Annotated in this window: 27 protein-coding genes; 15 read left to right on the forward strand and 12 right to left on the reverse strand. The window is 67.0% G+C overall.

Annotated elements, in window-relative coordinates; translation table 11 throughout:
- The first annotated feature begins 20 nt into the window (after window positions 1-20).
- Genes L0976_RS14260 through L0976_RS14300 form a run of 9 tightly spaced genes read left to right on the forward strand, consistent with a single transcriptional unit; the run spans window position 21 to window position 5,693 of the window.
- Complete coding sequence (locus tag L0976_RS14260) at window positions 21-1,040, forward strand: ABC transporter permease (RefSeq protein ID WP_234187986.1); 1,020 nt, start codon at window positions 21-23, stop codon at window positions 1,038-1,040.
- Window positions 1,040-1,777 (forward strand): ATP-binding cassette domain-containing protein, encoded by a 738-nt coding sequence (locus tag L0976_RS14265; RefSeq protein WP_203315652.1) that lies wholly within the window; start codon window positions 1,040-1,042, stop codon window positions 1,775-1,777. The genes L0976_RS14260 and L0976_RS14265 overlap by 1 nt, the downstream gene beginning before the upstream one ends.
- 30 nt (window positions 1,778-1,807) lie before the next feature.
- A complete protein-coding gene (kduI, locus tag L0976_RS14270) occupies window positions 1,808-2,650 on the forward strand; it encodes a 5-dehydro-4-deoxy-D-glucuronate isomerase (RefSeq protein WP_203315653.1) in 843 nt (280 codons plus the stop codon).
- Entirely contained in the window at window positions 2,647-3,402 is a 756-nt protein-coding gene (gene kduD, locus L0976_RS14275) for a 2-dehydro-3-deoxy-D-gluconate 5-dehydrogenase KduD (protein ID WP_234187987.1), read from the forward strand. Before kduI ends, kduD begins: the two co-directional genes overlap by 4 nt.
- 8 nt (window positions 3,403-3,410) lie before the next feature.
- The gene (locus tag L0976_RS14280; protein ID WP_203315655.1) at window positions 3,411-3,737 is read left to right on the forward strand and encodes a cupin domain-containing protein; all 327 of its coding nucleotides are present in this window, start codon (window positions 3,411-3,413) and stop codon (window positions 3,735-3,737) included.
- Between the two features lie 42 nt (window positions 3,738-3,779).
- Window positions 3,780-3,989 carry a hypothetical protein gene (locus L0976_RS14285; protein ID WP_234187988.1) on the forward strand — a complete coding sequence of 70 codons (210 nt, stop codon included), beginning with the start codon at window positions 3,780-3,782 and terminating at the stop codon, window positions 3,987-3,989.
- Between the two features lie 15 nt (window positions 3,990-4,004).
- A complete protein-coding gene (locus L0976_RS14290) occupies window positions 4,005-4,322 on the forward strand; it encodes a PepSY domain-containing protein (RefSeq protein ID WP_234187989.1) in 318 nt (105 codons plus the stop codon).
- A 23-nt stretch (window positions 4,323-4,345) separates the two neighbouring features.
- Window positions 4,346-4,939 carry a general stress protein gene (locus tag L0976_RS14295; protein WP_234187990.1) on the forward strand — a complete coding sequence of 198 codons (594 nt, stop codon included), beginning with the start codon at window positions 4,346-4,348 and terminating at the stop codon, window positions 4,937-4,939.
- Between the two features lie 58 nt (window positions 4,940-4,997).
- The gene (locus L0976_RS14300; RefSeq protein ID WP_234188026.1) at window positions 4,998-5,693 is read left to right on the forward strand and encodes a DUF72 domain-containing protein; all 696 of its coding nucleotides are present in this window, start codon (window positions 4,998-5,000) and stop codon (window positions 5,691-5,693) included.
- 12 nt (window positions 5,694-5,705) lie between these two features.
- On the opposite strand, the gene L0976_RS14305 is transcribed toward L0976_RS14300, so the two are convergent.
- Window positions 5,706-7,664 (reverse strand): PAS domain-containing sensor histidine kinase, encoded by a 1,959-nt coding sequence (locus L0976_RS14305; protein ID WP_234187991.1) that lies wholly within the window; start codon window positions 7,662-7,664, stop codon window positions 5,706-5,708.
- Window positions 7,665-7,981: 317 nt separating this feature from the next.
- Here L0976_RS14305 and L0976_RS14310 point away from each other — a divergent pair, with 317 nt between their 5' ends.
- Entirely contained in the window at window positions 7,982-9,730 is a 1,749-nt protein-coding gene (locus L0976_RS14310) for an ABC transporter ATP-binding protein (RefSeq protein WP_255695979.1), read from the forward strand.
- Between the two features lie 71 nt (window positions 9,731-9,801).
- On the opposite strand, the gene L0976_RS14315 is transcribed toward L0976_RS14310, so the two are convergent.
- On the reverse strand, window positions 9,802-10,155 hold the full coding sequence (locus L0976_RS14315; protein ID WP_234187993.1) for a DUF2200 domain-containing protein: 354 nt from the start codon (window positions 10,153-10,155) through the stop codon (window positions 9,802-9,804).
- Between the two features lie 164 nt (window positions 10,156-10,319).
- Between L0976_RS14315 and L0976_RS14320 the strand changes: the two genes are divergently transcribed.
- The 3 genes from L0976_RS14320 to L0976_RS14330 are packed head-to-tail and all read left to right on the forward strand — an operon-like array spanning window position 10,320 to window position 14,062.
- Window positions 10,320-11,153 carry an N-formylglutamate amidohydrolase gene (locus tag L0976_RS14320; RefSeq protein WP_234187994.1) on the forward strand — a complete coding sequence of 278 codons (834 nt, stop codon included), beginning with the start codon at window positions 10,320-10,322 and terminating at the stop codon, window positions 11,151-11,153.
- Entirely contained in the window at window positions 11,150-13,003 is a 1,854-nt protein-coding gene (locus L0976_RS14325) for a flavohemoglobin expression-modulating QEGLA motif protein (protein WP_234187995.1), read from the forward strand. The genes L0976_RS14320 and L0976_RS14325 overlap by 4 nt, the downstream gene beginning before the upstream one ends.
- Window positions 13,004-13,012: 9 nt before the next feature.
- A complete protein-coding gene (locus tag L0976_RS14330; protein WP_234187996.1) occupies window positions 13,013-14,062 on the forward strand; it encodes a glutathione synthetase in 1,050 nt (349 codons plus the stop codon).
- Between the two features lie 67 nt (window positions 14,063-14,129).
- Here the strand turns inward: L0976_RS14330 and L0976_RS14335 are convergent, their stop codons facing one another.
- The 4 genes from L0976_RS14335 to nirK all read right to left on the reverse strand — a co-directional run bounded on the left by L0976_RS14335 (window position 14,130) and on the right by nirK (window position 17,282).
- The gene (locus L0976_RS14335; protein WP_234187997.1) at window positions 14,130-14,294 is read right to left on the reverse strand and encodes a hypothetical protein; all 165 of its coding nucleotides are present in this window, start codon (window positions 14,292-14,294) and stop codon (window positions 14,130-14,132) included.
- A gap of 66 nt (window positions 14,295-14,360) precedes the next feature.
- Window positions 14,361-15,056, reverse strand: a complete 696-nt coding sequence (locus L0976_RS14340) for a Crp/Fnr family transcriptional regulator (RefSeq protein ID WP_234187998.1) — start codon at window positions 15,054-15,056, stop codon at window positions 14,361-14,363.
- 62 nt (window positions 15,057-15,118) lie between these two features.
- On the reverse strand, window positions 15,119-16,033 hold the full coding sequence (locus tag L0976_RS14345; RefSeq protein WP_234187999.1) for an SUMF1/EgtB/PvdO family nonheme iron enzyme: 915 nt from the start codon (window positions 16,031-16,033) through the stop codon (window positions 15,119-15,121).
- A gap of 106 nt (window positions 16,034-16,139) precedes the next feature.
- The gene (gene nirK, locus L0976_RS14350; protein ID WP_203315669.1) at window positions 16,140-17,282 is read right to left on the reverse strand and encodes a copper-containing nitrite reductase; all 1,143 of its coding nucleotides are present in this window, start codon (window positions 17,280-17,282) and stop codon (window positions 16,140-16,142) included.
- Window positions 17,283-17,497: 215 nt separating this feature from the next.
- Between nirK and L0976_RS14355 the strand changes: the two genes are divergently transcribed.
- On the forward strand, window positions 17,498-18,712 hold the full coding sequence (locus L0976_RS14355; RefSeq protein ID WP_203315670.1) for an NnrS family protein: 1,215 nt from the start codon (window positions 17,498-17,500) through the stop codon (window positions 18,710-18,712).
- Between the two features lie 37 nt (window positions 18,713-18,749).
- On the opposite strand, the gene L0976_RS14360 is transcribed toward L0976_RS14355, so the two are convergent.
- The 4 genes from L0976_RS14360 to L0976_RS14375 are packed head-to-tail and all read right to left on the reverse strand — an operon-like array spanning window position 18,750 to window position 21,245.
- Complete coding sequence (locus L0976_RS14360) at window positions 18,750-19,043, reverse strand: metal-sulfur cluster assembly factor (protein ID WP_234188000.1); 294 nt, start codon at window positions 19,041-19,043, stop codon at window positions 18,750-18,752.
- Between the two features lie 4 nt (window positions 19,044-19,047).
- Window positions 19,048-19,581: a DUF2249 domain-containing protein gene (locus L0976_RS14365; protein ID WP_234188001.1), complete on the reverse strand. Its 534-nt coding sequence runs from the start codon at window positions 19,579-19,581 to the stop codon at window positions 19,048-19,050.
- Window positions 19,582-19,585: 4 nt separating this feature from the next.
- The gene (locus L0976_RS14370; protein ID WP_234188002.1) at window positions 19,586-20,938 is read right to left on the reverse strand and encodes a hypothetical protein; all 1,353 of its coding nucleotides are present in this window, start codon (window positions 20,936-20,938) and stop codon (window positions 19,586-19,588) included.
- A gap of 25 nt (window positions 20,939-20,963) precedes the next feature.
- On the reverse strand, window positions 20,964-21,245 hold the full coding sequence (locus L0976_RS14375) for a DUF2249 domain-containing protein (protein WP_234188003.1): 282 nt from the start codon (window positions 21,243-21,245) through the stop codon (window positions 20,964-20,966).
- Window positions 21,246-21,471: 226 nt separating this feature from the next.
- On the opposite strand from L0976_RS14375, the gene hemN reads away from it, so the two are divergent.
- A complete protein-coding gene (gene hemN / locus L0976_RS14380; RefSeq protein WP_234188004.1) occupies window positions 21,472-22,824 on the forward strand; it encodes an oxygen-independent coproporphyrinogen III oxidase in 1,353 nt (450 codons plus the stop codon).
- A gap of 60 nt (window positions 22,825-22,884) precedes the next feature.
- Here hemN and L0976_RS14385 read toward each other — a convergent pair whose 3' ends face one another.
- Complete coding sequence (locus L0976_RS14385) at window positions 22,885-24,783, reverse strand: nitric oxide reductase activation protein NorD (RefSeq protein ID WP_234188005.1); 1,899 nt, start codon at window positions 24,781-24,783, stop codon at window positions 22,885-22,887.
- An 8-nt stretch (window positions 24,784-24,791) separates the two neighbouring features.
- Window positions 24,792-25,595: a CbbQ/NirQ/NorQ/GpvN family protein gene (locus tag L0976_RS14390; protein ID WP_234188006.1), complete on the reverse strand. Its 804-nt coding sequence runs from the start codon at window positions 25,593-25,595 to the stop codon at window positions 24,792-24,794.
- Between the last annotated feature and the right edge of the window lie 43 nt (window positions 25,596-25,638).

Consider the following 25,638-nt stretch of genomic DNA (forward strand, 5'->3'; position numbering starts at 1 on the left):
CAACGACCGAGTGCCAGACCGTGACACCCATCCTTGCCGACAGTGCCGCGCCCCGCTCGCGCACGCAAAGACAGTCCATCCTCAAGCAGATCATGGGCATGCCCGCGGGGGCGATCTTCCTGGTCTTCATGACCTTGCAGATCGTCTGCATCGCCGGCGCGCTCCTCTATCCCAACGAGTTCCGCTACCTCTCGCCGCAGAACCTGACGATCCTGATGAAGGCCATTCCCGTGCTCGGCTGCCTGGCGCTCGGCGCCGGCGTGCTGATGATCGCCGGCGAATTCGACCTTTCCATCGGCTCCGTCTACACCTTCACCGCCGTCCTGATGGCGAGCCTCGTCGGGGCCGGCGTCAGCGCCTTCGTCGCTGCGCCGCTCGGCATCGTCGTCGGCCTCATGATCGGGCTTCTGAACGGCCACATCACCCTTCGCTTCGGCCTGCCGTCCTTCATCGTGACGCTCGGCGGCCTGCTCTTCTGGCGCGGCGCGGTCCTGCTCTACAACGGTGCGGTCCAGGTGCGCTTCGACCCCGAGCCGGCCTTCACCAGCCTCTTTTCCGGCACGCTGTTCGGCATCAACGCCGCCTTCATCTGGATCGTCCTCCTCGTCGTCGGCTTCCATTTCCTGCTGCACCGCCACCGCTTCGGCAACCACGTCTTCGCCACGGGCGGCAATCGCGGCGCCGCCGAGGCGATCGGCATCAACACCAATCGCGTCAAGCTCATCGCCTTCGCCATTGCGGGCGGCATGGCGGCGGTCGCGGGCATTCTCGCCACCGCCCGCGTCGGCAGCGTGCAGCCGGGGCAGGGCGCAGGCCTCGAACTCCAGGCGATCGCGGCCTGCGTCATCGGCGGCCTGTCGCTGCGCGGCGGACGCGGCTCGGTCGTCGGCATCTTCCTCGGCGTTCTGCTCATCCACACCATCACCGACGTGCTGCTGCTCCTGCGTGCGCCCGGCTTCTATCTCGACATGTTCATCGCGACGCTGATCGTGCTGGCCGCCATCTTCAACCATCTCATCGAGCGGCGAGGGCTTGCGTGATGTCGAACCCCAATCTTCTCGAACTGCACAACATCTCCAAGAGCTTCGGTGCGCTCACGGCACTCCGCGATCTGAGCTTCCATATCGGCGAGGGGGAGGTCGTCGGCCTGCTCGGCGACAACGGCGCCGGCAAGTCGACGACCGTCAACCTGATCTCCGGCATCCACAAGCCGACCGACGGCTATCTCAGCGTCGACGGCAAGAAGACCCTCTTCACCTGCCGCTCGGATTCGGCCGACGCCGGCATCGAGACGATCTACCAGCACACCGCGCTGGTCGACAGCCTCTCGATCACCCGCAACATCTTCATGGGACGCGAGCTGACGGACCGCTTCGGTTTTCTCCGCCAGGCCGAGATGCGCGACATCGCCATGGAGGTGCTTCAGAACGCCGTGCACATCTCGGGCATCGATTCTCCCGATACGCTCGTCGGCAACCTCTCCGGCGGGCAGAAGCAGGCGGTCGCCATCGCCCGCGCCGTCTATTTCAAGAAGCGCGTGCTGCTGCTCGACGAGCCGACCTCGGCGCTTTCGGTGCGCGAGACGGAGGCGCTCCTGAACCAGGTGCTGAAGCTCAAGGCGGAGAACGTCTCCAGCGTGCTGGTGACGCACAACATCTACCACGCCTATCAGGTCTGCGACCGGTTCGTCATCATGAGCCACGGCACCAAGGTCTTCGACGTCGCCAAGGCCGACACGACGATCAACCAGCTGACCGAATATGTCGTGCTCACCTGATCCCATTCCTGAAAGCAAGAGGCAGATGCCGTGACTATTTCCGTATCAGTACGCCAGGTCGTCGGGCCCGAGGATGCCGCAAGGCGCAACACGCAGGGCCTGCGCGACGGTTTCGTCATCGAGGCGCTGTTCCAGCCGGGCAGGGTCAACCTGACCTACTCCCATCTCGACCGGATGATCGTCGGCGGCGTGGTTCCGACCGCGCAGACGCTCGTCGTGGACCGGGTCGTCGAGACCGGGACGGAGCAGTTCCTCGAGCGCCGCGAGGCCGCCATCGTCAATATCGGCGGTGCCGGTGTTGTCCGCGTCGGCGGCAGGGACTACGCGCTCGGCTTCCAGGAAGCGCTTTATGTCGGCATGGGGGAGGGCGCGCTTGCCTTTGCCAGCGACGATGCGGGCGAGCCCGCGCTGTTCTACCTCCTCAGCGCCCCTGCGCACCGCATCTGCCGGACGGTTCACATCACGCGGGAGATGGCGCGAAAGGTCGTCCTCGGCTCGGCGGAGGAGTCCAATGCGCGCACCATCAACCAATATGTGCACCCGGATGTCTGCGAGAGCTGCCAGTTGCTCGTCGGCCTGACGATGTTCGAGCCCGGCTCGGTCTGGAACACCATGCCGGCGCATGTGCACGACCGGCGCATGGAGGTCTATCTCTATTTCGGCATGGAGGAGGCGACGCGCATTTTCCATTTCATGGGGGAGCCGGGCGAGACGCGGCATGTCGTGCTGAAGAACCGTGAGGCGGTCCTGTCGCCGGGCTGGTCGATCCACTCGGGCGCGGGCACGGGGCGCTATGCCTTCATCTGGGCCATGGCGGGCGACAACATGAGCTTCACCGACATGGACAAGGTGCCGATGGACGCGCTGCGATGACGATGTTCGATCTGTCCGGCCGCTGGGCGATCGTCACCGGCGCCAATACCGGCATCGGCCGGGCCATTGCGGCAGGGCTCGCCGGAGCGGGCGCCGACGTCGTCGGCGTTGGACGCTCCGCCATGACGGAGACGGAGGCGGACGTCACGGCCGCCGGCCGGCGGTTCTTCGCGGTCGCTGCCGATCTTTCGAAGCCGGGCATTGCCGGCACGATGATCGCCGAGGCGCTGGCGGCCGGCGCCACGCCCGACATCCTCGTCAACAATGCCGGCATCATTCGCCGCGCCGATGCGCTGGATTTTTCGGAGGAGGACTGGGATGCGGTGATCGACACCAACCTGAAGTCCGTCTTCTTCCTGTGCCAGGCCTTCGCGAAAGCCGCGATCGCCGCCGGCCGCAAGGCGAAGATCATCAACATCGCCTCGCTCCTTTCCTTCCAGGGCGGCATCCGCGTGCCCTCCTACACGGCGGCGAAGAGCGGCCTTGCCGGCCTGACGAAGCTGATGGCGAACGAATGGGCGCCGCGCGGCATCAACGTCAACGCCATCGCGCCCGGCTATGTCGAGACCAACAACACGACGGCCCTCAGGGCCGATGCCGAGCGGAGCGCCGACATCCTGAAGCGCATTCCGGCTGGCCGGTGGGCGCGGCCGGACGACATGGCCGGCGCCGCCGTCTTCCTTGCATCCCCGGTATCCGATTATGTCCATGGCGCCATCCTGCCGGTGGACGGCGGATGGCTTGCCCGGTAGGAGAACCCATGACGCACTATACCCTGCCCGAAAACACCGTCTGGACCGAAGTCGCTCCCGGCAATCGCCGCGCGGTGCTGAGCGAGCGCCCGGAATTGATGCTCGTCGCCTTCCGTTTCGAGGAAGGCGCCGTCGGCGCCCTGCATTCCCATCCGCACACGCAGGTGAGCTACGTCGCCGAAGGCGCCTTCGATGTCACGGTGGACGGCATCACCACCCGCCTTGCCGCCGGAAGCAGCTTCATCGTCGCCCCGAACCTCGTCCACGGCGTCGTCGCGCTGACGCCGGGCCTGCTGATCGATACGTTCACGCCGCGGCGAGACGATTTCCTGTAACGGGACCGCGGCCGGATTGCCGCGGCGCCATCGCCCTTCACGATGCCTATCTGGCAGGTGGTCGCCGCCGGAATGCCGCAGGAGGTGCCGTCGGCGGATCTGATTTCCCTCGTCCTCGGCGTGCGGTGCGCGGCCGGTGCAATCTTCAGCACGCGATGGATTGAAGCGGAAGGCGCAAGGATAATTCCTCACCTGGATGCCGGGAACAATGTGGCCGGCAAGCTGTTCCTATCGGGCCTGCTCAAAGGCTAGAACGAGGAAAAATCCATGAAAAAGCTTATCCTAGCTGCTGCGCTTCTGGGCGCATCGACCCTTGGCGCCTTCGCGCAGACGTCCACGGCTCCGGCGACCGACGGCGATACGCCGGCCGTGGCCACGCCGGACAGCAAGAACGCGACCGCCCCCGTCGAGGGTGCGAACAGCTTCACCGAAGCCCAGGCGCAGGAGCGCCTTACCGAGGCGGGCTATGCGGACGTCACCGGCCTCACCCTCGACGACAAGGGCGTCTGGCGCGCCAAGGCGATGAAGGACGGCAAGTCCGTGGATGTCGCCCTCGACTACCAGGGCAACATCGTCGCCAACTAACCCCCAGCCTCCAGGAGATTTCCATGAAAACGGTTACAGCACTTTTTGACGATTATTCCGATGCGAGCGCGGCCGTCAGCGCCCTTGAAGCGCGCGGCGTGCCTTCCAGCGACATCAGCATCGTCTCCAACAATGCAGACGACCGCTACGGCAAGGAAAGCAACGCGGCCGAGGGTGCCGGAGCCGGTGCGGGCATTGGCGCCGCCGTGGGCGGCGTCGGCGGCCTCCTGACCGGGCTCGGCATCATGGCGATACCCGGCGTCGGGCCTGTTGTGGCGGCGGGCTGGCTCGCGGCGACGGCGGCGGGCGCGGCTGCGGGTGCCGTTGCGGGCGGTGCCGCCGGCGGCCTGATCGGCGCGATGACGGAATCCGGCGTTCCCGAAGAGCACGCGCATGTCTATGCCGAGGGCGTACGCCGCGGCGGCACGCTCGTCACGGCGCGGGTCGATGACGGCCTTTATGCCGAGGCCGAGGCCATCCTTCGCAAATCCAACTGGGTCGATCCCGATGCGCGGCGTGCCGCCTATGCCGAAGGCGGCTGGTCCCGCTTCGACGACACGCTGGACCCCTACGGGCCCGCCGAGATCGAACAGGAGCGGATGCGCTACCGACGCTGAATTGACGAGGAAAGGCCGGTATCTCTCCGGCCTTTCCCGATCCATGGGGCAGACGAACGTGCCGGTTATCGCGACAGCGGGATGGTCGATCCCGAAGGCCGTGGCGCACAGGTTTCCCGAAACGGGAAGCGGGCTTGCCCGTTATGCCGCCGTTTTCGACGGCGTGGAGATCAACTCGACCTTCTACCGCCGCCATCAGGTCAAAACGTTCGAGCGCTGGGCGCAATCGGTGCCGGACGGCTTCCGGTTCGCAATCAAGATCCCCCGCGAGATCACCCATGAGCGCAGGCTGCGGGCCGTCGACCGGCCTTTCGGCACGTTCGTGGAGGAGGTTTCGGCGCTCGGTGGCAAGCTCGGGCCGCTGTTGTGCCAGCTCCCACCCAGCCTCAGGTTCGACGCCGCCGATGCAGGAGACGCCTTTGCCGCGATGCGCAAGGCCTTTACAGGCGCCTTGGTGATCGAGCCGCGCCACAGGAGTTGGGCGACGCCGACCGCCGATGCGCTTCTGGCACGGTACGGCATCGACCGCGTGCTTGCCGACCCGGCGCCCGTCTCGCCGGCGGATGATTTTCCGGAACCGGTTCGATATATCCGGCTGCATGGCGCGCCGACGATGTATCATTCCTCCTACAGCGACGCGGAAATCCGGTCGTTCGGCGACCGCCTCGCCGCCGATGGCTGGTGCGTTTTCGACAACACCGCCTCCGGGGCCGCCATCGAGAATGCGCTGACGATGCGCGATCGGCGGGCGTGAGGAGGGCGCCCTTCAGCCATTGTATGCCGGGCGTTGTGGCCGGCCGGTGCCGGACATGGCGCGCTGGATGATGTCTTCGAGCTGGCGCTCGCCGAAGGGCTTCGACAGGCGCAGCAGGTCCGCGCGGGCTTCCGGCGGCAATTCCGAATAGCCCGTGGCGAGGATGATCGGAATGTGCGGCCAGCGTTCCCGCACGACATCGGCGAGCTGGGAGCCGGTCATCTGGGGCATGGCCTGGTCGGTGACGATGAGGTCGATCTTCCGCTCGGCGAGAAACGCGAGCGCCTTCGTGCCGGAGCTCGCCTCGCATACCGTGTGGCCCATGTCCTCCAGCATCATGACGGTGTTCATCAGCACGAGCGGATCGTCGTCGACCGCCAGGACCGAGAGGTGGGCCACCTTGGCCGGTCGCGTTTCCATGGGTTTATGCTCCTGCTTGATGCATGGTTCGGCCTCGACAATCGGAAGCCAGAGTTCGGCCGTCGTGCCCGCGCCCGGCTCGGAATGAAGAACGAGCTTTCCGTTCGACTGCGCCATGAGGCCCTGCACCATCGAAAGTCCCAGTCCCGTGCCCTTGCCGATGCCCTTGGTCGTGAAGAAGGGCGAGGGGGCATTCCTCAGCGTGTCCTGGTCCATGCCCTGACCCTCGTCCTGCAAGTAAAGACAGAGATAGGGTCCGTCCCCGAGGTCCGGATGTCTTCGGGCAGCGTCGGTCTCCAGCCGGGCGCCGATAACCAGGCGCCCGCCGTCCGGCATGGCGTCCCGCGCGTTGATCGCGAGGTTGAGGAGCGCGTTGACCATCTGGTTCGGGTCCGTGCGCACCGACGGCAGGCTGAGGGGAAAGCGCGTTTCGACGACGATGGCGGGACCGATGGACCGCTGCAGCATGTCCGTCATGCCGCGGATCAGCGCCCACAGGTCGACGGGCTCGAAATCCAGATCCTGGCGGCGGGAAAAGGCCAGCAGCCGCTGGGTGAGGGAGGCGCCGCGCTGCGTTGCCTGCAGCGCGTTGTCGATCAGCGACTGCGCTTCGGGGCCGGGCGTGATGCGCCTCTGGAGGAGGTCGAGACTTGCCTGAATCACCATCAGGAGATTGTTGAAGTCGTGCGCGACGCCGCCGGTAAGCTGGCCCAGCGCCTCCATCTTCTGCGCCTGGAACAGTTCTTCCCTTGCCAGTTCGAGGGCCTCCTGCGCATCCCGCTTCTCCGTTATGTCGCGCGTGATCTTGGCAAAACCGATCAGCGCGCCGTCTTCGCCGCGGATGGCATCGATGATCGCATTCGCCCAGAACCGCGTGCCGTCCTTGCGCAGCCGCCAGCCCTCCGACTCATAGCGGCCGTCCCGCCGGGCGGTTTCGAGGGCGCGCGCCGGAATTCCGGCGAGCCTGTCCTGTTCGGGAAAGAAGCTGGAGAAGTGCCGGCCGATGATCTCGTCCGGAAGGTAGCCCTTGATGCGTTCGGCGCCGGCATTCCAGCTCGAGACGTTCCCCTCGGCGTCCATCATGTAGATGGCGTAGTCCGTGACGCCCTGCACGAGAAGACGGAACTGCTGCTCGGCCTTGCGAATCTGTTCCTCCGCCTGCCTCCGCTCGGTCAGGTCGCGGGTGATCTTGGCAAAGCCGATGAGATTGCCGTTCGCCTCGCGGATGGGATCGATGATGACATGCGCCCAGAATTCGGAGCCGTCCTTGCGCACACGCCATCCTTCGCCCTCGAACCGGCCTTCCTCGGCCGCGTGCCTCAAGGCGACGAGCGGAAGGCCGCCCTCGCGATCGGCAGGGCGGTAGAAATGTGAGAAATGCGTTCCGAGAACCTCCGCCGCCTCGTAGCCCTTGAAGCGGCTCGCGCCGGCGTTCCAGCTGACGATATTGCCCTGCGGATCCAGCATGTAGATTGCGTAATCGGTAATAGCGTCCACCAGCAACCTGTAGCGGTCTTCCCCGTCAAGGGCTGGTCCCCCGTGGTCGATCATGCCCGTCCCCTCATTCCCAACCGCCTCAAACGCGCAAGTCCCGGTTAGGTTCCCGCCATTCCGAAAAGACATCGATGCGTTCAGCGATGACCTGTTGCGTTCAGGCGGCATCCATGGCACGGCGCACGGGGCTGTTTTCGCCATGAGCCGGTTGCCTTGGGGCAGGGTTCGTGCTCAAGAAGGCAGCCGGAAGATGACACGACAGGAGTGGTTCTCCAAAAGATCCGCGGGCTCGAAATGCCCGCCAACCGTCACCCGAACACGCACAGCCCGATCGCCGTGCCGTGCCGATCCGAGGAAGCAATCCCGTGCCTGAAATGATCAAGCGCTTCGCCGCCTATTACCGCCCGCATCGTGGCCTGTTCGCGCTGGACTTTTCCTCCGCCGTCGCCGCGGGCCTCCTGGAGCTTGCCTTCCCGGTCGCCGTGACGCTCTTCATCGACCGCCTGCTGCCGACCGGCCGGCTCGATCTCATCGCGCTCGCCGCCGTCGGCCTGCTCGTCATCTATCTCGTCAATGCGGGCCTGCAGGTCATCGTCACCTATTGGGGCCACATGCTCGGCGTGCGCATCGAGACGGAGATGCGCCGCAAGGCTTTCGATCACCTGCAGAAGCTCTCCTTCGGCTATTTCGACAACCAGAAGACGGGCCATCTCGTCGCGAGGCTGACCAAGGACCTGGAGGAGATCGGCGAGGTTGCCCATCATGGGCCGGAGGATCTCTTCATCGCCGTCATGACGCTGGTCGGCGCCTTCATCCTCATGCTCTGGGTGCATGTGCCGCTGGCGCTGATCACCGCCGTCATCGTGCCGCTGACGGCCTTCGTCACCACCCATTACGGGGCGCGCATGACCTCGACCTGGCATGCGATCTACGGCCGCGTCGCCGATTTCAACGCCCGCATCGAGGAGAATGTCGGCGGCATCCGCGTCGTGCAGGCCTTCGCCAACGAGGATCACGAGCGCCGGCTCTTCGACGAGAGCAACCGCAACTACCTCGTCACCAAGCTCGAGGCCTACAAGGTGATGGCCGCCTCCGCCTCGCTCTCCTACCTCTCCATGCGCTTCGTGCAGGTGGTGGTGATGCTGGCGGGGGCCTGGTTCGTCACGCGCGGCGAGCTTTCGGCCGGCGGCTTCGTCGGCTTCCTGCTGCTGGTCAACGTGTTCTTCCGGCCGATCGACAAGATCAACTCGATCATCGAGACCTATCCGAAGGGCATTGCCGGCTTCACGCGCTACACGAAGTTCCTCGACACCGAGCCCGACATCGGCGACCAGCCGGGCGCCCGCGAGGCGGGCCGGCTGCGCGGCGACATCGAATACCGCGCCGTCGCCTTCGGCTACAGCGAGGGCCGGCCGGTCTTCGATGGCCTCGACCTTTCCATCGCGGCGGGCGAGACCGTCGCCTTCGTCGGCCCGTCCGGAGCGGGCAAGACGACGATCTGCTCGCTGCTGCCGCGCTTCTACGAGGTGGCGGGCGGGGCGATCACCATCGACGGCATCGACATCAGGGACATGACGCTGAAGTCGCTGCGCTCGAACATCGGCATCGTGCAGCAGGATGTCTTCCTCTTCGCCGGCACGATCCGCGAGAACATCGCCTATGGCCGGCTCGGCGCGACGGAAGCGGAGATCGTCGAGGCCGCCCGCCGCGCCCGGCTCGACGGCGTGATCGCCAGCCTGCCCGAGGGGCTCGATACAGTCGTCGGCGAGCGTGGCGTCAAGCTGTCCGGCGGCCAGAAGCAGCGCCTGGCGATTGCCCGCATCTTCCTGAAGAACCCGCCGATCCTGATCCTCGACGAGGCGACCTCGGCGCTGGACACGGAGACGGAACGGGCGATCCAGCAGTCGCTGGCCGAGCTTTCGGCCGGGCGCACCACGCTGGTCATCGCCCACCGCCTCGCCACCATCGCCAATGCCGACCGCATCCTCGTCGTCGATGACGGGCGCATCGTCGAGCAGGGAAGCCATGCCGAGCTCATCGCCCGGAAGAACGGCCGCTACAGGAACCTCCAGGCCGTGCAGGCGGAGGGCGCCGCCATCCGTCCGTTGCATCTTGAGGGATAGGCCAGGCGCCGCGACCGCTCCTCGTGCCCTGCGCCCGGGGAGGGGAGGGCAGGGCGGGTCGGACGCCGCCTTCAACCCTCCCGCAGGATACTGTCCATGGGCCGGCCTCGCGCCAGCTCGTCGACGAGTTTGTCGAGGTAGCGGATTTCCCGCATGGTCGGCTCCTCTATGTCCTCCACCCGCACGCCGCAGACGACACCCTTGATCGAGCGCCGCGCAGGGTTGAGCGCGGGCGCCTCCGCGAAGAACGTCTCGAAGTCGGTCCGCTGCGCGAGCCGGGCGTGAAGCTCCCTGTCGTCATAGCCCGTCAACCAGCAGATGATCCGGTCGACCTCGGCCTTCGTGCGCCCCTTCTTCCCGGCCTTGGCAACGTAGAGCGGATATACGCTCGCAAAGCTGGTCGTGTAGATTCTGTATTTCGCCATGGGTTCTCGGCCCCGTCCTTGCAATTTCGGGGGTGATTTCACATCCGATCGACGCGAGGATCAACCGGCGGGCGATGTTTTCCGAGCCAGTGCCGGGGCAGCGTTTGACGGCCGGCATGAGAATGTCCACGGAACCCGTATGCTTTTCCGACGTTTAGGGCGTCATGGAAACACGAGAGACGTCGGCGGATCTTGTCGCACAACCACTTTGGTCGATGACCCGGGGCCTTTCGCCGCTCGTCGGCACGGCCATTCATGACGGACATTTCCTGCACGAGGACGTCGCGGCGCTGATGGCATTGAGCGCGGACGACCGCCTGCGCGAGGAGGATCCGTTTACGGCGGCCTTCATCCGGGACCTCGGCAACCGTGTCGTCGTTCATCGTTCGCGTTTCGAGGTCGACCTGAACAGGCCGCGCGAGGGTGCGGTCTATCTGCGCCCGGAACAGGCCTGGGGCCTCGACATCTGGCGTGAGCGACCCTCCACGGAGATGGTCGAGGCGACACTGCGCCAGCACGACGGCTATTACGAGATGCTGCACGCCCTGCTGCGCGACGTGCAGCGCGCGCATGGCCTCTTCATCCTGCTCGACATCCACAGCTACAACCATCGCCGCGCCGGTCCCGGCGCGCCGCCGACGGCCCAGGCGGATGCGCCCGACATCAATATCGGCACCTTCTCGATGGACAGGGCCTATTGGGCGCCTGTGCTCGATGCATTCATGGCGTGCCTGCGCCGCCAGCCCTTCCCAGGCCGGCAGCTCGACGTACGCGAGAATGTCGCCTTTGCCGGGAAGGGGGAGCAGACGCGCTTCGTCCATGCCCGTTTTCCCGGCACGGGCTGCGCCATCGCCGTGGAATTCAAGAAGATATTCATGGACGAGTGGACGGGAGAGCCCGATCCGCAGGCCATAGAGGCCCTGCGGGCGGCCATCCGCGCCAGCCTGCCGGTTCTGGAAGCGGCGCTCGCGGCCATGCCCGGCGGGAAAACGCCATGAGCGGCCGGGCAAAGCCGGCGCAAGATGTCGGCGCCCGCGTTGCGGAAGCGCTCGACCACGGCCTGCCCGTGCGCCTCGATCTTCCAAGGCGTGGCCGCCTTCACCTCGACCGCCCCCTGCCGTTTCTCGCCGTGCATGTGGGACGGCGCGCGGCTCCCGCGGCGCGGGCTGCGGCGATGGCGAATGCCGCCTACCTTCTGGCCGGCAATCTTTCCGACGCGGCGGCCGTCGTGCGTGAGGTCGCCGCCCGTATGCGCGAGCAGTTCGGCGCATTCCTCGTGCTCGATTTCGGCGAGCTTTCCCGCGATCGATTGGCGAAGGACACGCCTTTTCTGGCGCCGTTCCGCATCAGCGTTTCCTCATCCTCCGACAAGTCTGCGGAACGGGCGCTGTCGGCCTTCGTCGGCGCGGTGGAGAAGATCGACGGGCGCTATCGCGCGCCGCGGATCGAGCGCTCGGCGCTTTCCGAGGATTCCCATTCCGGCCTTGCCCGTCGCCTGCCGGATTGCTCCACGCTCACCGTGCGGGTCGCTCCGATCTACAGGGTGCCGCAATCGCGCGCCGTCTATCCGGAATTGCAGGGGTGGCTGGTCGCCCATCTGCTCGATGCCGGCCTGCAGGCCGCGGCACAGTTTTCGCGGACTGAGACGGCGCTTTCCCCGGCGACGCACCGGGCGCTCGGCCGCCGCGTCTTCGTCGAGGCCGTCACGCGGGCCGACCGGGCGATGGACGAGATCGCCGCAAGCTTCGATTTCCTGCTCGCGGTCACGCCCATTAATGCCGACACCGCCTTCGAGGAATTCAGCGCCTCGGGTTTCGAGCGCGCGCCCGTCTTCCTCTACCGCCCGCTCGCCATCGACATCGCCGCGCGCAAGAAGGCCTTGTTCTCCATCACCCTCGACCGTTTCGAGGATCCCGTGCTGGAGAAGCTTTTCGGCGAAAAGCAGCAGGAGCTTGATCTGCAGCTCTCCATGCTTTCGGCGCGCGAAGACGGCCGTTTCGTCGAGATGAGCCGGGCGCTCTACGGCTCGGTCGATGCGCGGCTGGAGAAGGCGGCGCGCGACATTCTCGACGCGACGGCGCTTTCCGGCCGCGCGCGGGAGCCGCAGATGGTCGATCATCGCTATGTCGAGCGGCGGGCAAGGGCGATGATCGGCGGCTACAGCGCGCAGTTCTCCGCCTTCTCGCCGCGCGTCGAGGTGCGCGACGACCTTCCCGCCGGGCTCATGGTCTCCAGCGACCGCCTGCTGATCGCAAGCTCGACGACCATGGCCCGCGAGCGGGTGGAGGCGCTGCTGAGCCACGAGGTCGGCGTGCATCTCCTGACCTATTGCAACGGCTCCGGCCACGGCCTGCGGCTCTTCCGCACCGGCCTTGCGGGCTATGAAGGCGCGCAGGAGGGCCTCGCCGTACTGGCGGAATATCTGGCGGGCGGGATGACGACGGCAAGGCTCCGGCTGATCGCGGCCCGCGTGGTCGCCTGCGCCGCCATGCTGGACGGGGCCAGCTTCGTGGAAACGTTCAGGCTGCTGTCGCGGGAGGAAGGGTTCCGGCAGCCGGCCGCCTTCAACATCGCGCTTCGGCTGCATCGCGGCGGCGGACTCGCCAAGGACGCCATCTACCTGCGCGGCCTTCTCGACATCCTCGCGCATCTGCGCGCCGGCGGTGACCTGGAGCCGTTCTGGCTCGGCAAGATCGCGGCGCGCCATTTTGCCGTGATGCAGGAGCTGAGCCAGCGCGGCCTGCTCAAGGCGCCCCGGCTCGTGCCGCAATTCATGACCGCCAGGGCCGCGCCCGAGCGCCTCGCCCGGCTTCGCGCCGGCCTCACCCCTCTCGATCTCGTCTCATAGGAGCCTTCCATGCGCATCGCATTCTTCGTCAATTCGATCGCCGACGAGAGCCCGCAGTTCACGACGACGGCCCTGGCGCTCGCCGCGCTCAACCGCGGACATGAAATCTGCTATGTCACGCCGGGCGACTTCGTGCTCCGTCCGGACGACAGCCTGTCCGTGCGCGGCCTCGTTCTGCCGTCCTCTGGCTACAAGAAGCCGGAAACGCTGCACAAGGACCTTCAGGGCGAGCGCACGGAGAGCCGTGTCTTCGACATCGGCGAGATCGACGTGCTGTTCCTGCGCAACGATCCTTCCCTCGACATGACCGACAGGCCCTGGGCGACCAGCGTGGGGGCGCTGTTCGGGCGGCTCGCGGTGTTGCGCGGCACGCTGGTCGTCAACGATCCGGCGGGTCTCGCCAAGGCGCAGAACAAGCTCTACCTGCAGGACTTTCCCGCCTCCGTCCGGCCGGCGACGCTGGTCTCCAAGAGCATCGAGGAGATCCGGGCCTTCATCGAGGGGCAGAAGAGGAAGGGGGCGATCATCAAGCCGCTGCAGGGCTCGGGCGGCAAGAACGTCTTCAAGGTCACCTCGCCGGACGACCACAACCTCAACCAGATCTTCGAGGCGGTGAGCGGGGAGGGCTACCTCATCGCCCAGAGCTTCATGCCGGAAGCTAGCGAGGGCGACGTGCGCTTCTTCGTGATGAACGGCCGGCCCCTGATGCGCGACGGCAAATATGCCGCCTTCCGCCGCGTCCCCGCCAAGGGCGAGATCCGCTCGAACGTCCATGTCGGCGGCGGACCGGCACGGGTCGAGGTGACGCCCGAAATGCTCGCCGTCGTCGAGGCCGTCCGCCCCAAGCTCGTGGAGGACGGCATGTTCCTCGTCGGCCTCGACATCGTCGGCGACAAGATACTGGAGATCAACGTGTTCACGCCAGGCGGGCTCAGCAATCTCGCAGAGCTCTACGGAGTCAATTTCTCCGAGAGCGTGATCGCCGCGCTCGAGGAGAAGATCGCCATACGCGAAGCCTACGGCCGCAGCATCGAGAACAGCCGGCTCGCGACGCTGTGAATGCGGGCTTGTGTTCCATAATATAGATTACGTGATCTTTCGGTGTGGCCGAGCGGGCTCGCCGTCGTCAGATGCCCTGCGGTGCGATGAACTGGTAATAGGCCCAGACGAGAGCGATCACGATGGCGATCGCAAGCCAGATCAGCCCCTTTTTCGGCCCCGGCGCGGCAGGCTTGTTGTTGTCCTGCTTCGGCTTCCGGCGTTCGAATTTCAGAACGTTATTGTCGTTCAAGGCATTCCTCCGTCGCGCACCGCGCGAAGATCTAACGGCGTTCGGAGCTTTCCGGCAACCGGTGCCTCACTCGCGCGGGCCGTCGGCGAGCGCGGCGAGCCCGGCGAGGTCACGGATCAGGAGCTTCTGCCGCCCGCCTTCGACGAGCCCCTGCGATTCCCATGCGCTGAGGATACGCGATACCGTATGCAGCGTCGTGCCCGTCATCTCGGCTATGTCCTGGCGCGAAATGGGGAAGTCGATGCGGATGCCCTCCCCTTCCTTGCGGCCGGCCTGCTTGGAAAGGCGCAGCACGGCATGGGCGACGCGGCGCTCCACTTCCTGCGTCGACATTTCCCGGATGCGGGTGTGGGCTTCCTCCAGCCGCTGGCCGATGGTCTGCATGGTGCTGACGGCAAGGCGCGGATTCTGCTCGACGAAATGCGGCCACAGGTCGGTCGGCCAGCCGAGGATGACGCTCTCGGTCGCCGCGCGCGCGGTGCCGGGATAGTCGGCGCGCTGCAGGGCCTTGGCAAATCCGAAGAGGTCGCCGGGATGCACGACGCGCACGATGATCTGCTGGCCGTCCTCAGTCACCTGCGTCACCTTCAGCCGGCCGTGCAGCAGGAGGAAGAAGCTCGTGGCCTGCTGGCCCTGTTCGAAGACGGCATCGCCCTGCGCCACGCGGCGTGCCGTTGCGTGGGTCAGAAGCCTGTCGAGATCCTCGTCGCTCATCCTGTCGAACAGGGCGAGCGACTGGACGACGGTCCGGTCAATCTTCACGATAGAGTCCTTCTTGCGTGAAAGTTACCGGCTTCTATCACGCCTCTTCCTCCGCAGGAAGTTCAGAGGGGAATTCCGTGCTCCCGAAGCGTGGCGAGCAGCGGTGCATACCAGCGGGTATCCTTGACGAGCCGGAAGCCGACATTGTCGGGGGGAACGCCGACGGCGCAGCCGCCGCCCTTCGGATTGCGCACGAACGAGCTCATGGCGGCGCGGTGCTTGCCGCTCGCGACATAGATGCCGCACGACGAGGCGTCGTTCACCACGCGCCCCGCCTTGTCGAGATTGACACGGCGGTTGCACGTCGCCGTCCACTCCCAGACGTTGCCGGCGAAATCGGCAAGGCCGTATTCGTTTTCGCCGAAACGGCCGAGCGCCTGGGGAACGGGATCGCGCGAGGCCTTGCGTGCCGCTTCGCGGCGATAGTCGGCAAGCCAGCGGTCCGCCGGATTGGTGCTGTTGATGTCGACGCCGAGCGCGTCGTCGGGAAAGCGCGATCCGGCGGCGAAGGCAAGGTCCTGGTCGCTCGGCAGGACCCAGATTTCGTCGGTTCTCGCGCCGAGCCACTTCGCATAGGCGATGGCGTCGTCATAGCTGACGCCCGTCGCCGGCGTATTGGCGGGGTCGGCCGGGGCGAAGCCGGGTTCGGCCGCCGCGCAGGCGCCGTCGGCGACGCAGCGCGCGTAGTCGCCGGCCGTGACCTGGTATTTCATGATGGTGAGCGGGCGCCGCACGGCGACGGCCTTCACCGGGCCGTCCACGGCAAAGCCGTTGCGGAAGAATTCGCCGCTTTCACGATACTCGAAGCTGCGCGGGGCGATTTCCACGGTCATCGGCTCGTCCAGCACGGGGCCTGCCGGCGCACTGCCGAGAAGGTCCGTCTTGAGCGCGAGCCCGCCGGCAAGGGCCGCGAGCAGGAGAGCGGGAAGAGCGAGCGATGTCCACGAATTGCCGGGCTTCGATGTCAGCACAGCCATGACGGCCTCCTTGCGCCTCGCCCGGACGATCGTTCGCCGTCCGGGAGCGCGCCGCGTTTGGGAGATGTGCCCGCCGCAGGGCGGGCACATCGGTTTCACTCGGGCGTCAGGCGCCGCTCGGCGGGCTGACCGAGGTCATCAGGTCGTTGTTCCATTCGCCCTCGACCGTGAAGTGGCCGGCCGCGCCCAGTTCGAAGGCCTCGATGAGGTTGTGGTTCACGTAGGCGTAGATGCCGGGCTGCTGGAAGGTGTAGAAGGCCGCGCCCGCCGTGCCGCCCGGAATGAACCAGGTTTCCTGGTCGACGTCAGGAACGTTGTGGAACTTGCCGGTTGCCCAGACATAGTCGCCGTGGCCACCGATGAGGTGGGGGCGGGTGTCGCGGTTGGCCTGCGAGTGCACGACGAGGACCTTCTCGCCCACCTTCGCCTTGAGGGCATTGTCGCCGGTGAGAGCCCCGACGGCGCCGTTGAAGACGATATGGCTCGGGGTCAGCGTGCGCATGACCTTCAGCGTGTCGTCATAGGCTTCGCCGACGCTGTCGTACTTCTTGTAGTTCCCCTCTTCGTCGCGGGGCACGTAGAAGTCCTGCTCGCCGACATAGTAGACGCGGTCGTAGGTCAGTTCCTTGCCGTGGCCGTCCGTCAGGCCTTCGCGCGGCAGGACCATGATCGCGCCGTTCATGCCCGAGGTGACGTGCCACGGAACCATGCCGGGAGGTGCGCAATGGTAGACGAAGACGCCGGCCTTGGTGGCCTTGAAGCGCAGGATCGTCTGCTCGCCGGGGTTGACCACCGTCAGCGCGCCGCCGCCGAGGGCGCCGGTTGCCGCGTGGAAGTCGATGTTGTGCTGCAGCTCGTTGGTCTCGGGGTTGATGAGCGTCAGCTCGACATAGTCATCCTGGTGCACGACCATCAGCGGGCCCGGGACCGAGCCGTTGAAGGTCATGGCGTGGACTTCCGTGCCCTTGTCGTCGAGGATCAGCTTCTTTTCCTCGATCTTCATGGTGAATTCGTAGATCTTCGGGCCGCCTTCGGCCTTCTGGGTGTGGGCATGAACGAAGGGCGGCTTGACAAGCTCGACCTTCACCCGTTCCAGCTTTGCGATGTCGGCCGCCGTTGCGGCTGCATTGGTCTGGATGGCGCCGCCTTCGGCCCGCGCCACCGATGCAGCAATGATCGGCGTCAGAACGCCGGCGAGGGCGGCACCGCCGAGAATGGTGCGGCGTGTTATCTGAAACTGCTCAGTCATTGCATTTCTCCTTGGTTGAAAGGACGGGCGGTGTGTCGCCCTGTCGTTTCTGTTCTAGGAGCATTCGCGCCGGCCTCTTTGAGTTGGGACAAAGAGGGCTTTTTCCCGGATGCGGCATTTTGGCAGCCCGCCGATTTGCTCTTTGCCATCTCGCAAAGAAGCGCCCACGTCTCTCCCCTAAAAGAAGCTGACAATTGCAAAGGAAAGAGACGATCATGACTGCAAGCCAACCCGCAGCGCGCGTCAGCCGCGCCGTCCCGCGCGGCCTCTCCCGCACCGGCCCGGTTCTGTTTTCCTACGGCTTCCGGCCGTTCTTCCTGGCCGGCGGCGTGTGGGCCGTGGTCGCCATGGTGCTGTGGATCGCGACGATCACCGGCCGGATCGATCTTGCCGGCGACTACGGCGCGCCGAACTGGCACGCCCACGAAATGCTCTTCGGCTTCGCATCCGCCGTGCTCGCCGGCTTCCTGCTCACGGCGGTGCCGAACTGGACGGGGCGGCTGCCCGTATCCGGCTGGCCGCTCGCCGGGCTCTTCGGCCTGTGGTGCGCCGGACGCCTCGCGCTACTGGCCGCCGACCGGATCGGCGTGGTGGAGGCGGCCGTCATCGACGGCCTCTTCCTGCCGGTTCTCCTCGGCATCTGCACGCGGGAGATCGTCGCCGGGCGCAAATGGAAGGACCTGAAGATCCTCGGCGGCCTGCTGGCGCTGTCGCTGGCCAATGCGGTCTTCCACGTCGCGGTCATCGGCGGCGGGGACGACCACATGGCGATTCGCCTGGGTGTCGCCGCCTATGTCGTGCTGGTGATGATCGTCGGCGGCCGCATCGTGCCGAGCTTCACGCGCAACTGGCTCAACAAGGTCGGCCGCAGCGATTTCCCGGTGCCGTACAATCGTTTCGACACCGCCGCCATCCTTGCCGGCGTCGCGGCCCTCGCCGCCTGGACGGCGGTGCCGGCGCATCCCGCGACCGCCGGCCTCGGGATCGTCGCCGCCGTCCTGCACGCCATTCGCCTGCGCCGCTGGCGCGGCTGGACCACGCTGCCGGAAAAGCTGCTCGTCGTCCTCCACGTCGCCTATGCCTTCGTGCCGCTCGGGCTGCTTGCCATCGCGTTCAGCGCGCTCGGCTACCTGGAGGAGCGCTCGGTGCTCCACGTGCTGTCGGTCGGCGCGATCGCCTGCATGATGCTGGCGGTGATGACGCGCGCCAGCCTCGGCCATACCGGCCGGCCCCTGGCGGCCTCGCGCCTCACCGTCGCCGCCTATGTGGCGCTGGTGCTTTGCGCGCTGGTGCGCCCGTTCGGCGAAGTGCTTCCCGATGCCAGCGAACAGATCTATGCGGCCGCGGGCCTGCTGTGGATCGTGGCCTTCGGGCTCTTCTGCCTGGAATATGCCCCGATCCTCGCGCGCAAGCGGCGTGTGCCCCTGTGAATGCAGAACGGCCCGGAGATGATCCGGGCCGTTTCCGTCAGGTCTCCATCATGTCCGGCGTCCAGGGCGGCTCGTAGGTCAGGTGCACCTCGGCATATTCGACCCCCGGAACATCCCAGACGCAATTGCCGACAGCCTCCTTGAGGAAGGCCGTCGCCGGACAGCCACGCGTCGTGGTGGTCATGGTGATGCGGGCGATGCCGCCCTCCTCCACGACGACAGCGTAGATCAGGCCGAGATCGACGATGTTGCGGCCGATCTCCGGGTCGATGATCACGCGCAGGGCCCTGCGGATATCCTCTTCGAGCGCGGCTTTCTGCTGCTCGTCCATCGTCTCAATCCTTCGGCCGGCCGACCCGCACGAGGATGCGATAGGCCGTGCCCGCATCGTCGAAATTGCCGGCCCACTGGTGGCCGCGCTTGGTCAGTTCGGGGAACAGGAACAGCGGTTCGCGGGAGAGGACCGCGAAGAGCACCTCGCCTTCTTGCATGTCCTCGACCGCGGCAAGGATGCGCACCATCGGCTCCGGCGGATCGAGGTCCTCAAGGTCGAGATGGATCGACGGGTCGGGCCAGGTGTCCGGCCTGTCGGCATCGGCCGAGATCTCGACGGCCGGAACGCCCGTGCGGGGCGTGAACAGCACTTCCCAGTGGCCGCTCTCGATCTCGCGGGCCTCGTGATCGAAGCCGCGACCTTCCATCACGCGGAAGAGAGGCTGCGGGCGGAAGGGGGCGACGAGCTTCAGCCCCTGCCCCGGCAAGAGTTCCTGCACGGCCCGCATGATCTCCTGGAACGGCTCGCCGCCATTCTTGAGGGTCGGCCGGACATCGAGCACCTTCGGCGCGATCTCGGTTGAAATGTCGGGCATTCTTTTATCTCCTTGGGACGGATAGAGGCAAAAAGAGGTGCGGCTGGACCATGCCGTCAGGCGCGCGCAGCGCCGCCGGCACGACGGACAGCCGGCGCGTGCGGATGAATTCCCGCATCAGCGCCACGGTGACGACGAGCTGCAGGCAGGCGACACCGCGGAAGATGTCGGTCGTGCCCCAAAACAGCGCCACCGTGGCGGCGGCGACCGCGCCATAGTAGATTCGGAACAGGATACGCGTATGGCCTTCCTCGACAAGGTCCTGCACGCGCGGCACAGGCGCGCGGCCGAGGATCGGCCCGTAGGCCTCCAGCCAGGTCAGGAAGGCGACGATCTTGTAGAGCTGGGCAAGCCCCAGGCCGGTGAGCCAGCCGAAGACGAAGAGATAGACGAGCGCCGTGACGTTGTCTCCCGTGCGGACCGCCGGCACGTTGACAAGGGCGATGGCGACGACGAGCGCCGCGAAGGCGGGAAAGGTCGCGCGGATGTTCAGCTCCGCGCGTTTGCGCTTGCGGGCCTGGTAGATCTGCCTGATGTCGCCGCCATAGAGGGCCACGGCCGCCAGCGCCAGGACCAGGGCGGCGGGAAACAGGATGGAGGCGCCGGGAAGGGAAAGCGCGACAAGGGGAATGCAAGCGGCGACGAGGCCGATCGCGAGACCCGCCGTCCACCAGACTGCACGGCTCGTGCGCCGTTCGACCTCGGGCGCGAGGAGGAACATGGCGAGCAGGCGATAGCTGACGCCGACCGCCGTGATGCTGAGCCAGCCGCCGAGCCCCAATGTCGCATGCAGTCCGAGACCCTCGGCGACCAGGCGGGCGAAGAGGACGCTGTCGCCGAGGCCGGAGAGGGCAAGCGTGAACGCCGCGCCGACGAGGACCGCGACGACGAGGCAGGTGAGCCCCACCGCCACGAAGCGGGCGGGGAGCTGCAAGGGGCGCGCGGCGAAGAGCGTGACGGCAAGGATGCCGGCGACGAGGCCGAAGCCGGCAAGGAGCATGGCGCCGCCGACGGGCAAAAGAAGGAGCGGCAGGTCGATGGCGCCGGAAAGCGCGACGAAGCCGGCGACGAGGAAGCCGAGGCCGGCGAGGAGCAGCACCAGCGCAGGCGCCGCCAGATGCCCGCCGACGAGCGGCCGGGCGATGAGGACAGGCACGAACTGCAAGAGCGCGCCCGCCATCAGCAGGCTCAGCCAGCCGATCGCGACGACGTGAACCAGCACCAGCGTTTCCGGCGCGCCCATGTCGGCGGCGGGATAACCGTAGCCCGCGACCATCAGTCCCTGCCCTGCAAGAAGCATCAGGCAGGCAGCGGCGAAGTAGGACATTGTCCAGCGGGAGAGCGTGGCGCCCGGCATGTCTGGTTCCTTCGCCGCGCTGGGGTTAGTGATCCGAGCCGCAGCAGCAGTCGCAACCGCCGCCGCCTTCCAGCCGGCCGATCTCGACGCGCCAGACGTCCGGTCCCTGTTCAAGGTAGTCCCAGCCGAACTCGCCGGGGAAATTCGTTTCGAGCTGGTAGTGCAGCGGACGCGGGTCGTGGTCGCTGGTGATCAGCATGGAATTGCCGGGAAGCAGCGCGCCGAGCATGCCGAAGATGCGCGGATGGCGCTCGCGCGGGGGAACCGTGCGGACGTCGATGGAGGGCTTTTCCTGTTGTTCAGACATGTTCGGTGTTTCCGTCCCGGCCGCTCCGAATTCCGTTCCGGAAGGACGCGGCCGAACCGACCGGAACCGCCCGACGCTAGTCCGGTGCCCTTTTCCCCACTTTGACGTTGCGCAAACAATTCCGGAAATGCCGGCCCGATGGCTCCTTGCTTGGCTTTTCGCAAAGAAGGCGCCCCCTCCCCCTCCTAGGCTTTCGTCAATCGACACACCGGACAAGGAAAACGCCATGCAACACGCCCTGATCGAAAAATATGGCGAGGCGCGGCTGCCGCGCTATACGAGCTATCCCACGGCTCCCGCCTTCTCGCCGTCCGTCGGCGCCGGCACCTATGGCGACTGGCTTTCCGCCATCGCGCCGGGAACGGAGGCCTCGCTCTACCTGCACATTCCGTTCTGCCGCTCGATGTGCTGGTACTGCGGCTGTCACACCACCATCACCCAGCGCGACGAGCCGATCCTCGATTATATCGACATGCTGCGAAAGGAGATCGGCCTCGTCTCCGAAAGGGTCGGCAACCGGCTGAAAGTCCGCCACATCCATTTCGGCGGCGGCACGCCGACGATCATGCAGCCGGAGGAATTCCGCGACCTGATCGGCCTGATGCGCGCCCGCTTCGCCTTCACGGCGGGCATGGAGATCGCAGTGGAGATCGACCCGCGCACGCTGACGCCCGAAATGGCCGAGGCGCTCGGTGAGGCCGGCGTCACGCGCGCCAGCCTCGGCGTGCAGAGCTTCGATCCCGTCGTGCAGAAGGCGATCAACCGCATCCAGAGCGAGGCGCAGACGGCGGAAGCCGTGACGCGGCTGCGCGCGGCCGGCATCGGCGGCATCAATTTCGACCTCATCTACGGCCTGCCGCACCAGACGGTGGCCTCCTGCATCGAGACGGCGCGGGCGGCCGTCGCCATGCGGCCGGAACGCTTCGCCGTGTTCGGCTATGCGCATATCCCCTCCTTCAAGAAGCACCAGCGGCTGATCGACGAGCGCGCCCTGCCGGATGCGGCGATGCGCGCCGAGCAGGCGGAGGCGATCGCCGAAACGCTGGTGGCGGCCGGTTATGTCCGCATCGGCCTCGACCACTACGCCCTGCCGGTTGACAGCCTTGCGGTTGCGGCCGGCCGCGGCCGCCTGCATCGCAATTTCCAGGGCTATACGACGGATGCCTGCACGACGCTCATCGGCTTCGGCGCCTCGTCCATCGGCCGCGCGCATGATGGTTACATGCAGAACGAGGTGCCGCCCGGCCTTTATGCGCAGCGCATCGCGTCCGGCAAGCTCGCGACCGTCAAGGGCTATCGCCTCACCGCCGAAGATCGCCTTCGCGCCGAGATCATCGAACGGCTGATGTGCGATTTCCGCGCCGATGTCACGACCATCGCCGCCCGGCACGGCTTCGACGCCGCGCCGCTCATCGAGGGCAACGCGCGGCTGATGGCGCTCAAGGAGGACGGTGCGGTCGTCATCCGCGGCGGCACGGTCACGGTGCGGCAGGATCATCGCTTCATCATCCGCGCCGTCGCGGCCGCCTTCGATGCCTATATCGACAGTTCGGCCCGCACCCACAGCAAGGCCGCCTGAAACGAGAAAGGCCCGGCATGGTGCGGCATGCCGGGCCTTCCCACGCAGGTCTCGTGTCCTCTATCCCACAAGACCGCGGTAGATCGCCGGCAGTGCCGCGGGCAGCCTGGCGATGTTGCTGACGATGGCGTAGCCGTTGCGGCCGAACATGGCCGGCACGTAGGCCTGCGCCTCCCGGTCGACCGTCACCCCGAACACGCTGACGCCCGTGCGGCGCGCTTCCGTGACGGCGCGGCGACTGTCCTCCAGCGCGAAGCGGCCCTCGTAGTGGTCCACGTCGTTCGGCTTGCCGTCGGTGAGGACGAGGAGGAGCTTGCGGCGGTTCGGCTGCTCGCGGAGCTTGGCCGCCGCATGGCGGATCGCCGGGCCGATGCGGGTGTAGAAGCCCGGCTTCAGCGCCGCGATGCGCGCCTCCACGCCATGGCCCATCGGCTCGCCGAAATCCTTGACCGTCTCGACGCGCACCCAGGAGCGGCGACGCGAGGTGAAGGTGAGGATGGAATGGTTGTCGCCGCAGGCCGCAAGGCCGTGGGCGAGCACCGTCAGCGCCTCCTTCTCGACGTCGAGCACCCGCCGGTTGTCGAACCAGGCATCGGTGGAGAGCGAGACGTCGACGAGAATGGTGACGGCAAGATCGTGCGCCTGCGGCCGGCTCATCAGGTGGATCCGGTCGCTGCCCTGCCCGCCGGCGGCAAGGTCGCTGCGCGCCCTGACCACGGCATTGAGGTCGAGTTCCGCCCCGTCGAGCTGTGCGCGCAGCATCTCGTGCCTTGGCCGCAGCACCTCGAACTGCCGGCGCACGCGGCGGATGAGGCTCTTCGTGTCGGCATCGGCCTCCGGCACGGCCGCAGTATCAGGCGCGGGCGAGGCGAGCACGCGGCAATGGTCCGGCAGGTAGGTCGCCGTGCGGTAGTCCCATTCGGGATAGGTATGTTCGCCGGTCAGCCGGGTGCGGTCGAGCGCTTCGGGCGGCAGGTCGAGGTCGAAGTGGAAGCGCGCGGCGGGCCTTCCCTTGCGCTCGCCGAGCGTCATGTCGTCCAGTTCGTCGGCGGCGGAGGCGTCGTGGTCGTCGCTGTCGTCGCCGGGGCGGTCGACATTGACCATCTCGGCCATGGCGAGGATCTTCTCGAAGCGGTTGAGGATGAAGGGGCTGCGTTCGCTCTTGCGGTTCTCCGCCTTCTCGCGCTCCGCCACATGCCGGCCGGTCTCGGCGGCCTGCGGATCGCCGCCGCTCGCCGGCTGGTCGTCCTCTCCCCTTCCCTCGCCGTCCTCGCGGGCAAGCGCATCCGGCCAGAGCGGCACGGGCAGCATGGGCAGGTAGCCGGGCGGCGCGCGATGGGGGAAGATGACCGGCAGCGTGTCGTCGGCAAGCCCCGCGCCCTTCTTCAGGAGGGCGAGGATGCGATTTTCGACATGGCGCTCGATGGAGGGCAGCGGCCGGCTGCGGCGCGCATCGAGCGTCGCGGCGCAAAGCCGGCGGTAGCGCCGGGCAAGGCCCGGAAAGGCAGCGAGAACGGCCTTCGCCGTCGCCTCCGCCCGCGCGACGATCGCAAGGTCGCGCTGGAGCGGGTCGGCATGCGTCACCTGGTCCAGCGGCATGACGGCCATGGCGGCGGCGAGCCAGACATAGAGGTCACGGTTGAGACCGCGGTCGGCGAAGAGGGCGATCTCGCCGGGCAGCATCAGCGTCGCGTGGTCGCGGCCGGGCTGCACCAGCTTCTCCTCGCCGAGCCCCATGCGCTCGCGCAGCCGCAGGCGGTGCGTCGAGGTGCGCCCGCGCGCCGGCGCGATCTGCACCGCGCCCTCCCCGCCGAAGCCGCGGAAGCAGACGGCGAGCACGGGGCGGACGTCCTCCAGCCGGACGGCATGGTCCGGGTGGCGTTGCCATGTGGCGGTGTTGCCGACGAGCCTGTGCCAGGCGCGTCCGACGGTCTCCTCCAGCTCCAGGAAATCCAGCATGGCGGACCTCAGCGGATCATCGCGTCGGCGATTTCGAGGAGCGCGGCGCGGACGTCCGGCTCGTCGGTGAGCGGCTCGATCATGGCGGCACGGACCGCCTCGCGCATCGTCATGCCGCTGTCGATGAGGCAGGCGCAATAGACGAGAAGGCGCGTGGAGACGCCCTCTTCAAGGTCGTGGCCCTTGAGGGCGCGCAGCCGGTGGGCGAGCGCGACGAGCGGGGCGACGCGCGCCTCGTCGAGGCCGCTTTCGGTGGCGACGACGGCGATCTCGGCCGCCTTCGGCAGGAAGTCGAACTCGATGGCGACGAAACGCTGGCGCGTGGAGGGCTTCAGCGCCTTCAAAAGATTCTGGTAGCCGGGATTGTAGGAGACGACGAGCATGAAGCCGGTCGGCGCTTCCAGCACCTCGCCGGTGCGCTCCAGCGGCAGGATGCGGCGGTCGTCGGTGAGCGGATGGAGCACGACGGCGACGTCCTTGCGCGCCTCGACGATCTCGTCGAGATAGCAGACGCCTCCCTCGCGCACGGCGCGCGTCAGCGGGCCATCGACCCAGACGGTATCGCCGCCCTTGAGCAGATAGCGGCCGGTGAGGTCGGCGGCCGAAAGGTCGTCATGGCAGGAGACGGTGGAGAGCGGCAGGCCGAGCCTTGCGGCCATATGGCTGACGAAGCGGGTCTTGCCGCAGCCCGTGGGTCCCTTCAGAAGCAGCGGAAGCTGGCGCGTCCAGGCGGTCTCGAATAGGGCGCATTCGTTGCCCGAGGGGCTGTAGGCGGGGATGTCGGCGCGCGCGGCCTTGAGCATCACGTTCATGTCGGTCTCCAGGTTCATAGAGGAAAATGTGCCGGCCCCGCGG

The sequence above is a fragment of the Shinella sp. NM-101 genome, assembly GCF_021401195.1.
Lineage (GTDB): Bacteria > Pseudomonadota > Alphaproteobacteria > Rhizobiales > Rhizobiaceae > Shinella.

Bases quoted from the DNA above. Each gene is read 5' to 3' on its own strand.
- nirK (WP_203315669.1), bottom strand. From the start codon at position 17,282: ATGACTGAGCAGTTTCAGATAACACGCCGCACCATTCTCGGCGGTGCC.
- L0976_RS14365 (WP_234188001.1), bottom strand. From the start codon at position 19,581: ATGCCCGACATTTCAACCGAGATCGCGCCGAAGGTGCTCGATGTCCGG.
- L0976_RS14295 (WP_234187990.1), top strand. From the start codon at position 4,346: ATGAAAACGGTTACAGCACTTTTTGACGATTATTCCGATGCGAGCGCG.
- L0976_RS14285 (WP_234187988.1), top strand. From the start codon at position 3,780: ATGCCTATCTGGCAGGTGGTCGCCGCCGGAATGCCGCAGGAGGTGCCG.
- L0976_RS14355 (WP_203315670.1), top strand. From the start codon at position 17,498: ATGACTGCAAGCCAACCCGCAGCGCGCGTCAGCCGCGCCGTCCCGCGC.
- L0976_RS14345 (WP_234187999.1), bottom strand. From the start codon at position 16,033: ATGGCTGTGCTGACATCGAAGCCCGGCAATTCGTGGACATCGCTCGCT.
- L0976_RS14280 (WP_203315655.1), top strand. From the start codon at position 3,411: ATGACGCACTATACCCTGCCCGAAAACACCGTCTGGACCGAAGTCGCT.
- L0976_RS14385 (WP_234188005.1), bottom strand. From the start codon at position 24,783: ATGCTGGATTTCCTGGAGCTGGAGGAGACCGTCGGACGCGCCTGGCAC.
- hemN (WP_234188004.1), top strand. From the start codon at position 21,472: ATGCAACACGCCCTGATCGAAAAATATGGCGAGGCGCGGCTGCCGCGC.
- L0976_RS14305 (WP_234187991.1), bottom strand. From the start codon at position 7,664: ATGATCGACCACGGGGGACCAGCCCTTGACGGGGAAGACCGCTACAGG.
- L0976_RS14265 (WP_203315652.1), top strand. From the start codon at position 1,040: ATGTCGAACCCCAATCTTCTCGAACTGCACAACATCTCCAAGAGCTTC.
- L0976_RS14360 (WP_234188000.1), bottom strand. From the start codon at position 19,043: ATGGACGAGCAGCAGAAAGCCGCGCTCGAAGAGGATATCCGCAGGGCC.
- L0976_RS14325 (WP_234187995.1), top strand. From the start codon at position 11,150: ATGAGCGGCCGGGCAAAGCCGGCGCAAGATGTCGGCGCCCGCGTTGCG.
- kduD (WP_234187987.1), top strand. From the start codon at position 2,647: ATGACGATGTTCGATCTGTCCGGCCGCTGGGCGATCGTCACCGGCGCC.
- L0976_RS14315 (WP_234187993.1), bottom strand. From the start codon at position 10,155: ATGGCGAAATACAGAATCTACACGACCAGCTTTGCGAGCGTATATCCG.
- L0976_RS14290 (WP_234187989.1), top strand. From the start codon at position 4,005: ATGAAAAAGCTTATCCTAGCTGCTGCGCTTCTGGGCGCATCGACCCTT.
- L0976_RS14320 (WP_234187994.1), top strand. From the start codon at position 10,320: ATGGAAACACGAGAGACGTCGGCGGATCTTGTCGCACAACCACTTTGG.
- L0976_RS14330 (WP_234187996.1), top strand. From the start codon at position 13,013: ATGCGCATCGCATTCTTCGTCAATTCGATCGCCGACGAGAGCCCGCAG.
- L0976_RS14390 (WP_234188006.1), bottom strand. From the start codon at position 25,595: ATGAACGTGATGCTCAAGGCCGCGCGCGCCGACATCCCCGCCTACAGC.
- L0976_RS14375 (WP_234188003.1), bottom strand. From the start codon at position 21,245: ATGTCTGAACAACAGGAAAAGCCCTCCATCGACGTCCGCACGGTTCCC.
- L0976_RS14370 (WP_234188002.1), bottom strand. From the start codon at position 20,938: ATGCCGGGCGCCACGCTCTCCCGCTGGACAATGTCCTACTTCGCCGCT.
- L0976_RS14310 (WP_255695979.1), top strand. From the start codon at position 7,982: ATGATCAAGCGCTTCGCCGCCTATTACCGCCCGCATCGTGGCCTGTTC.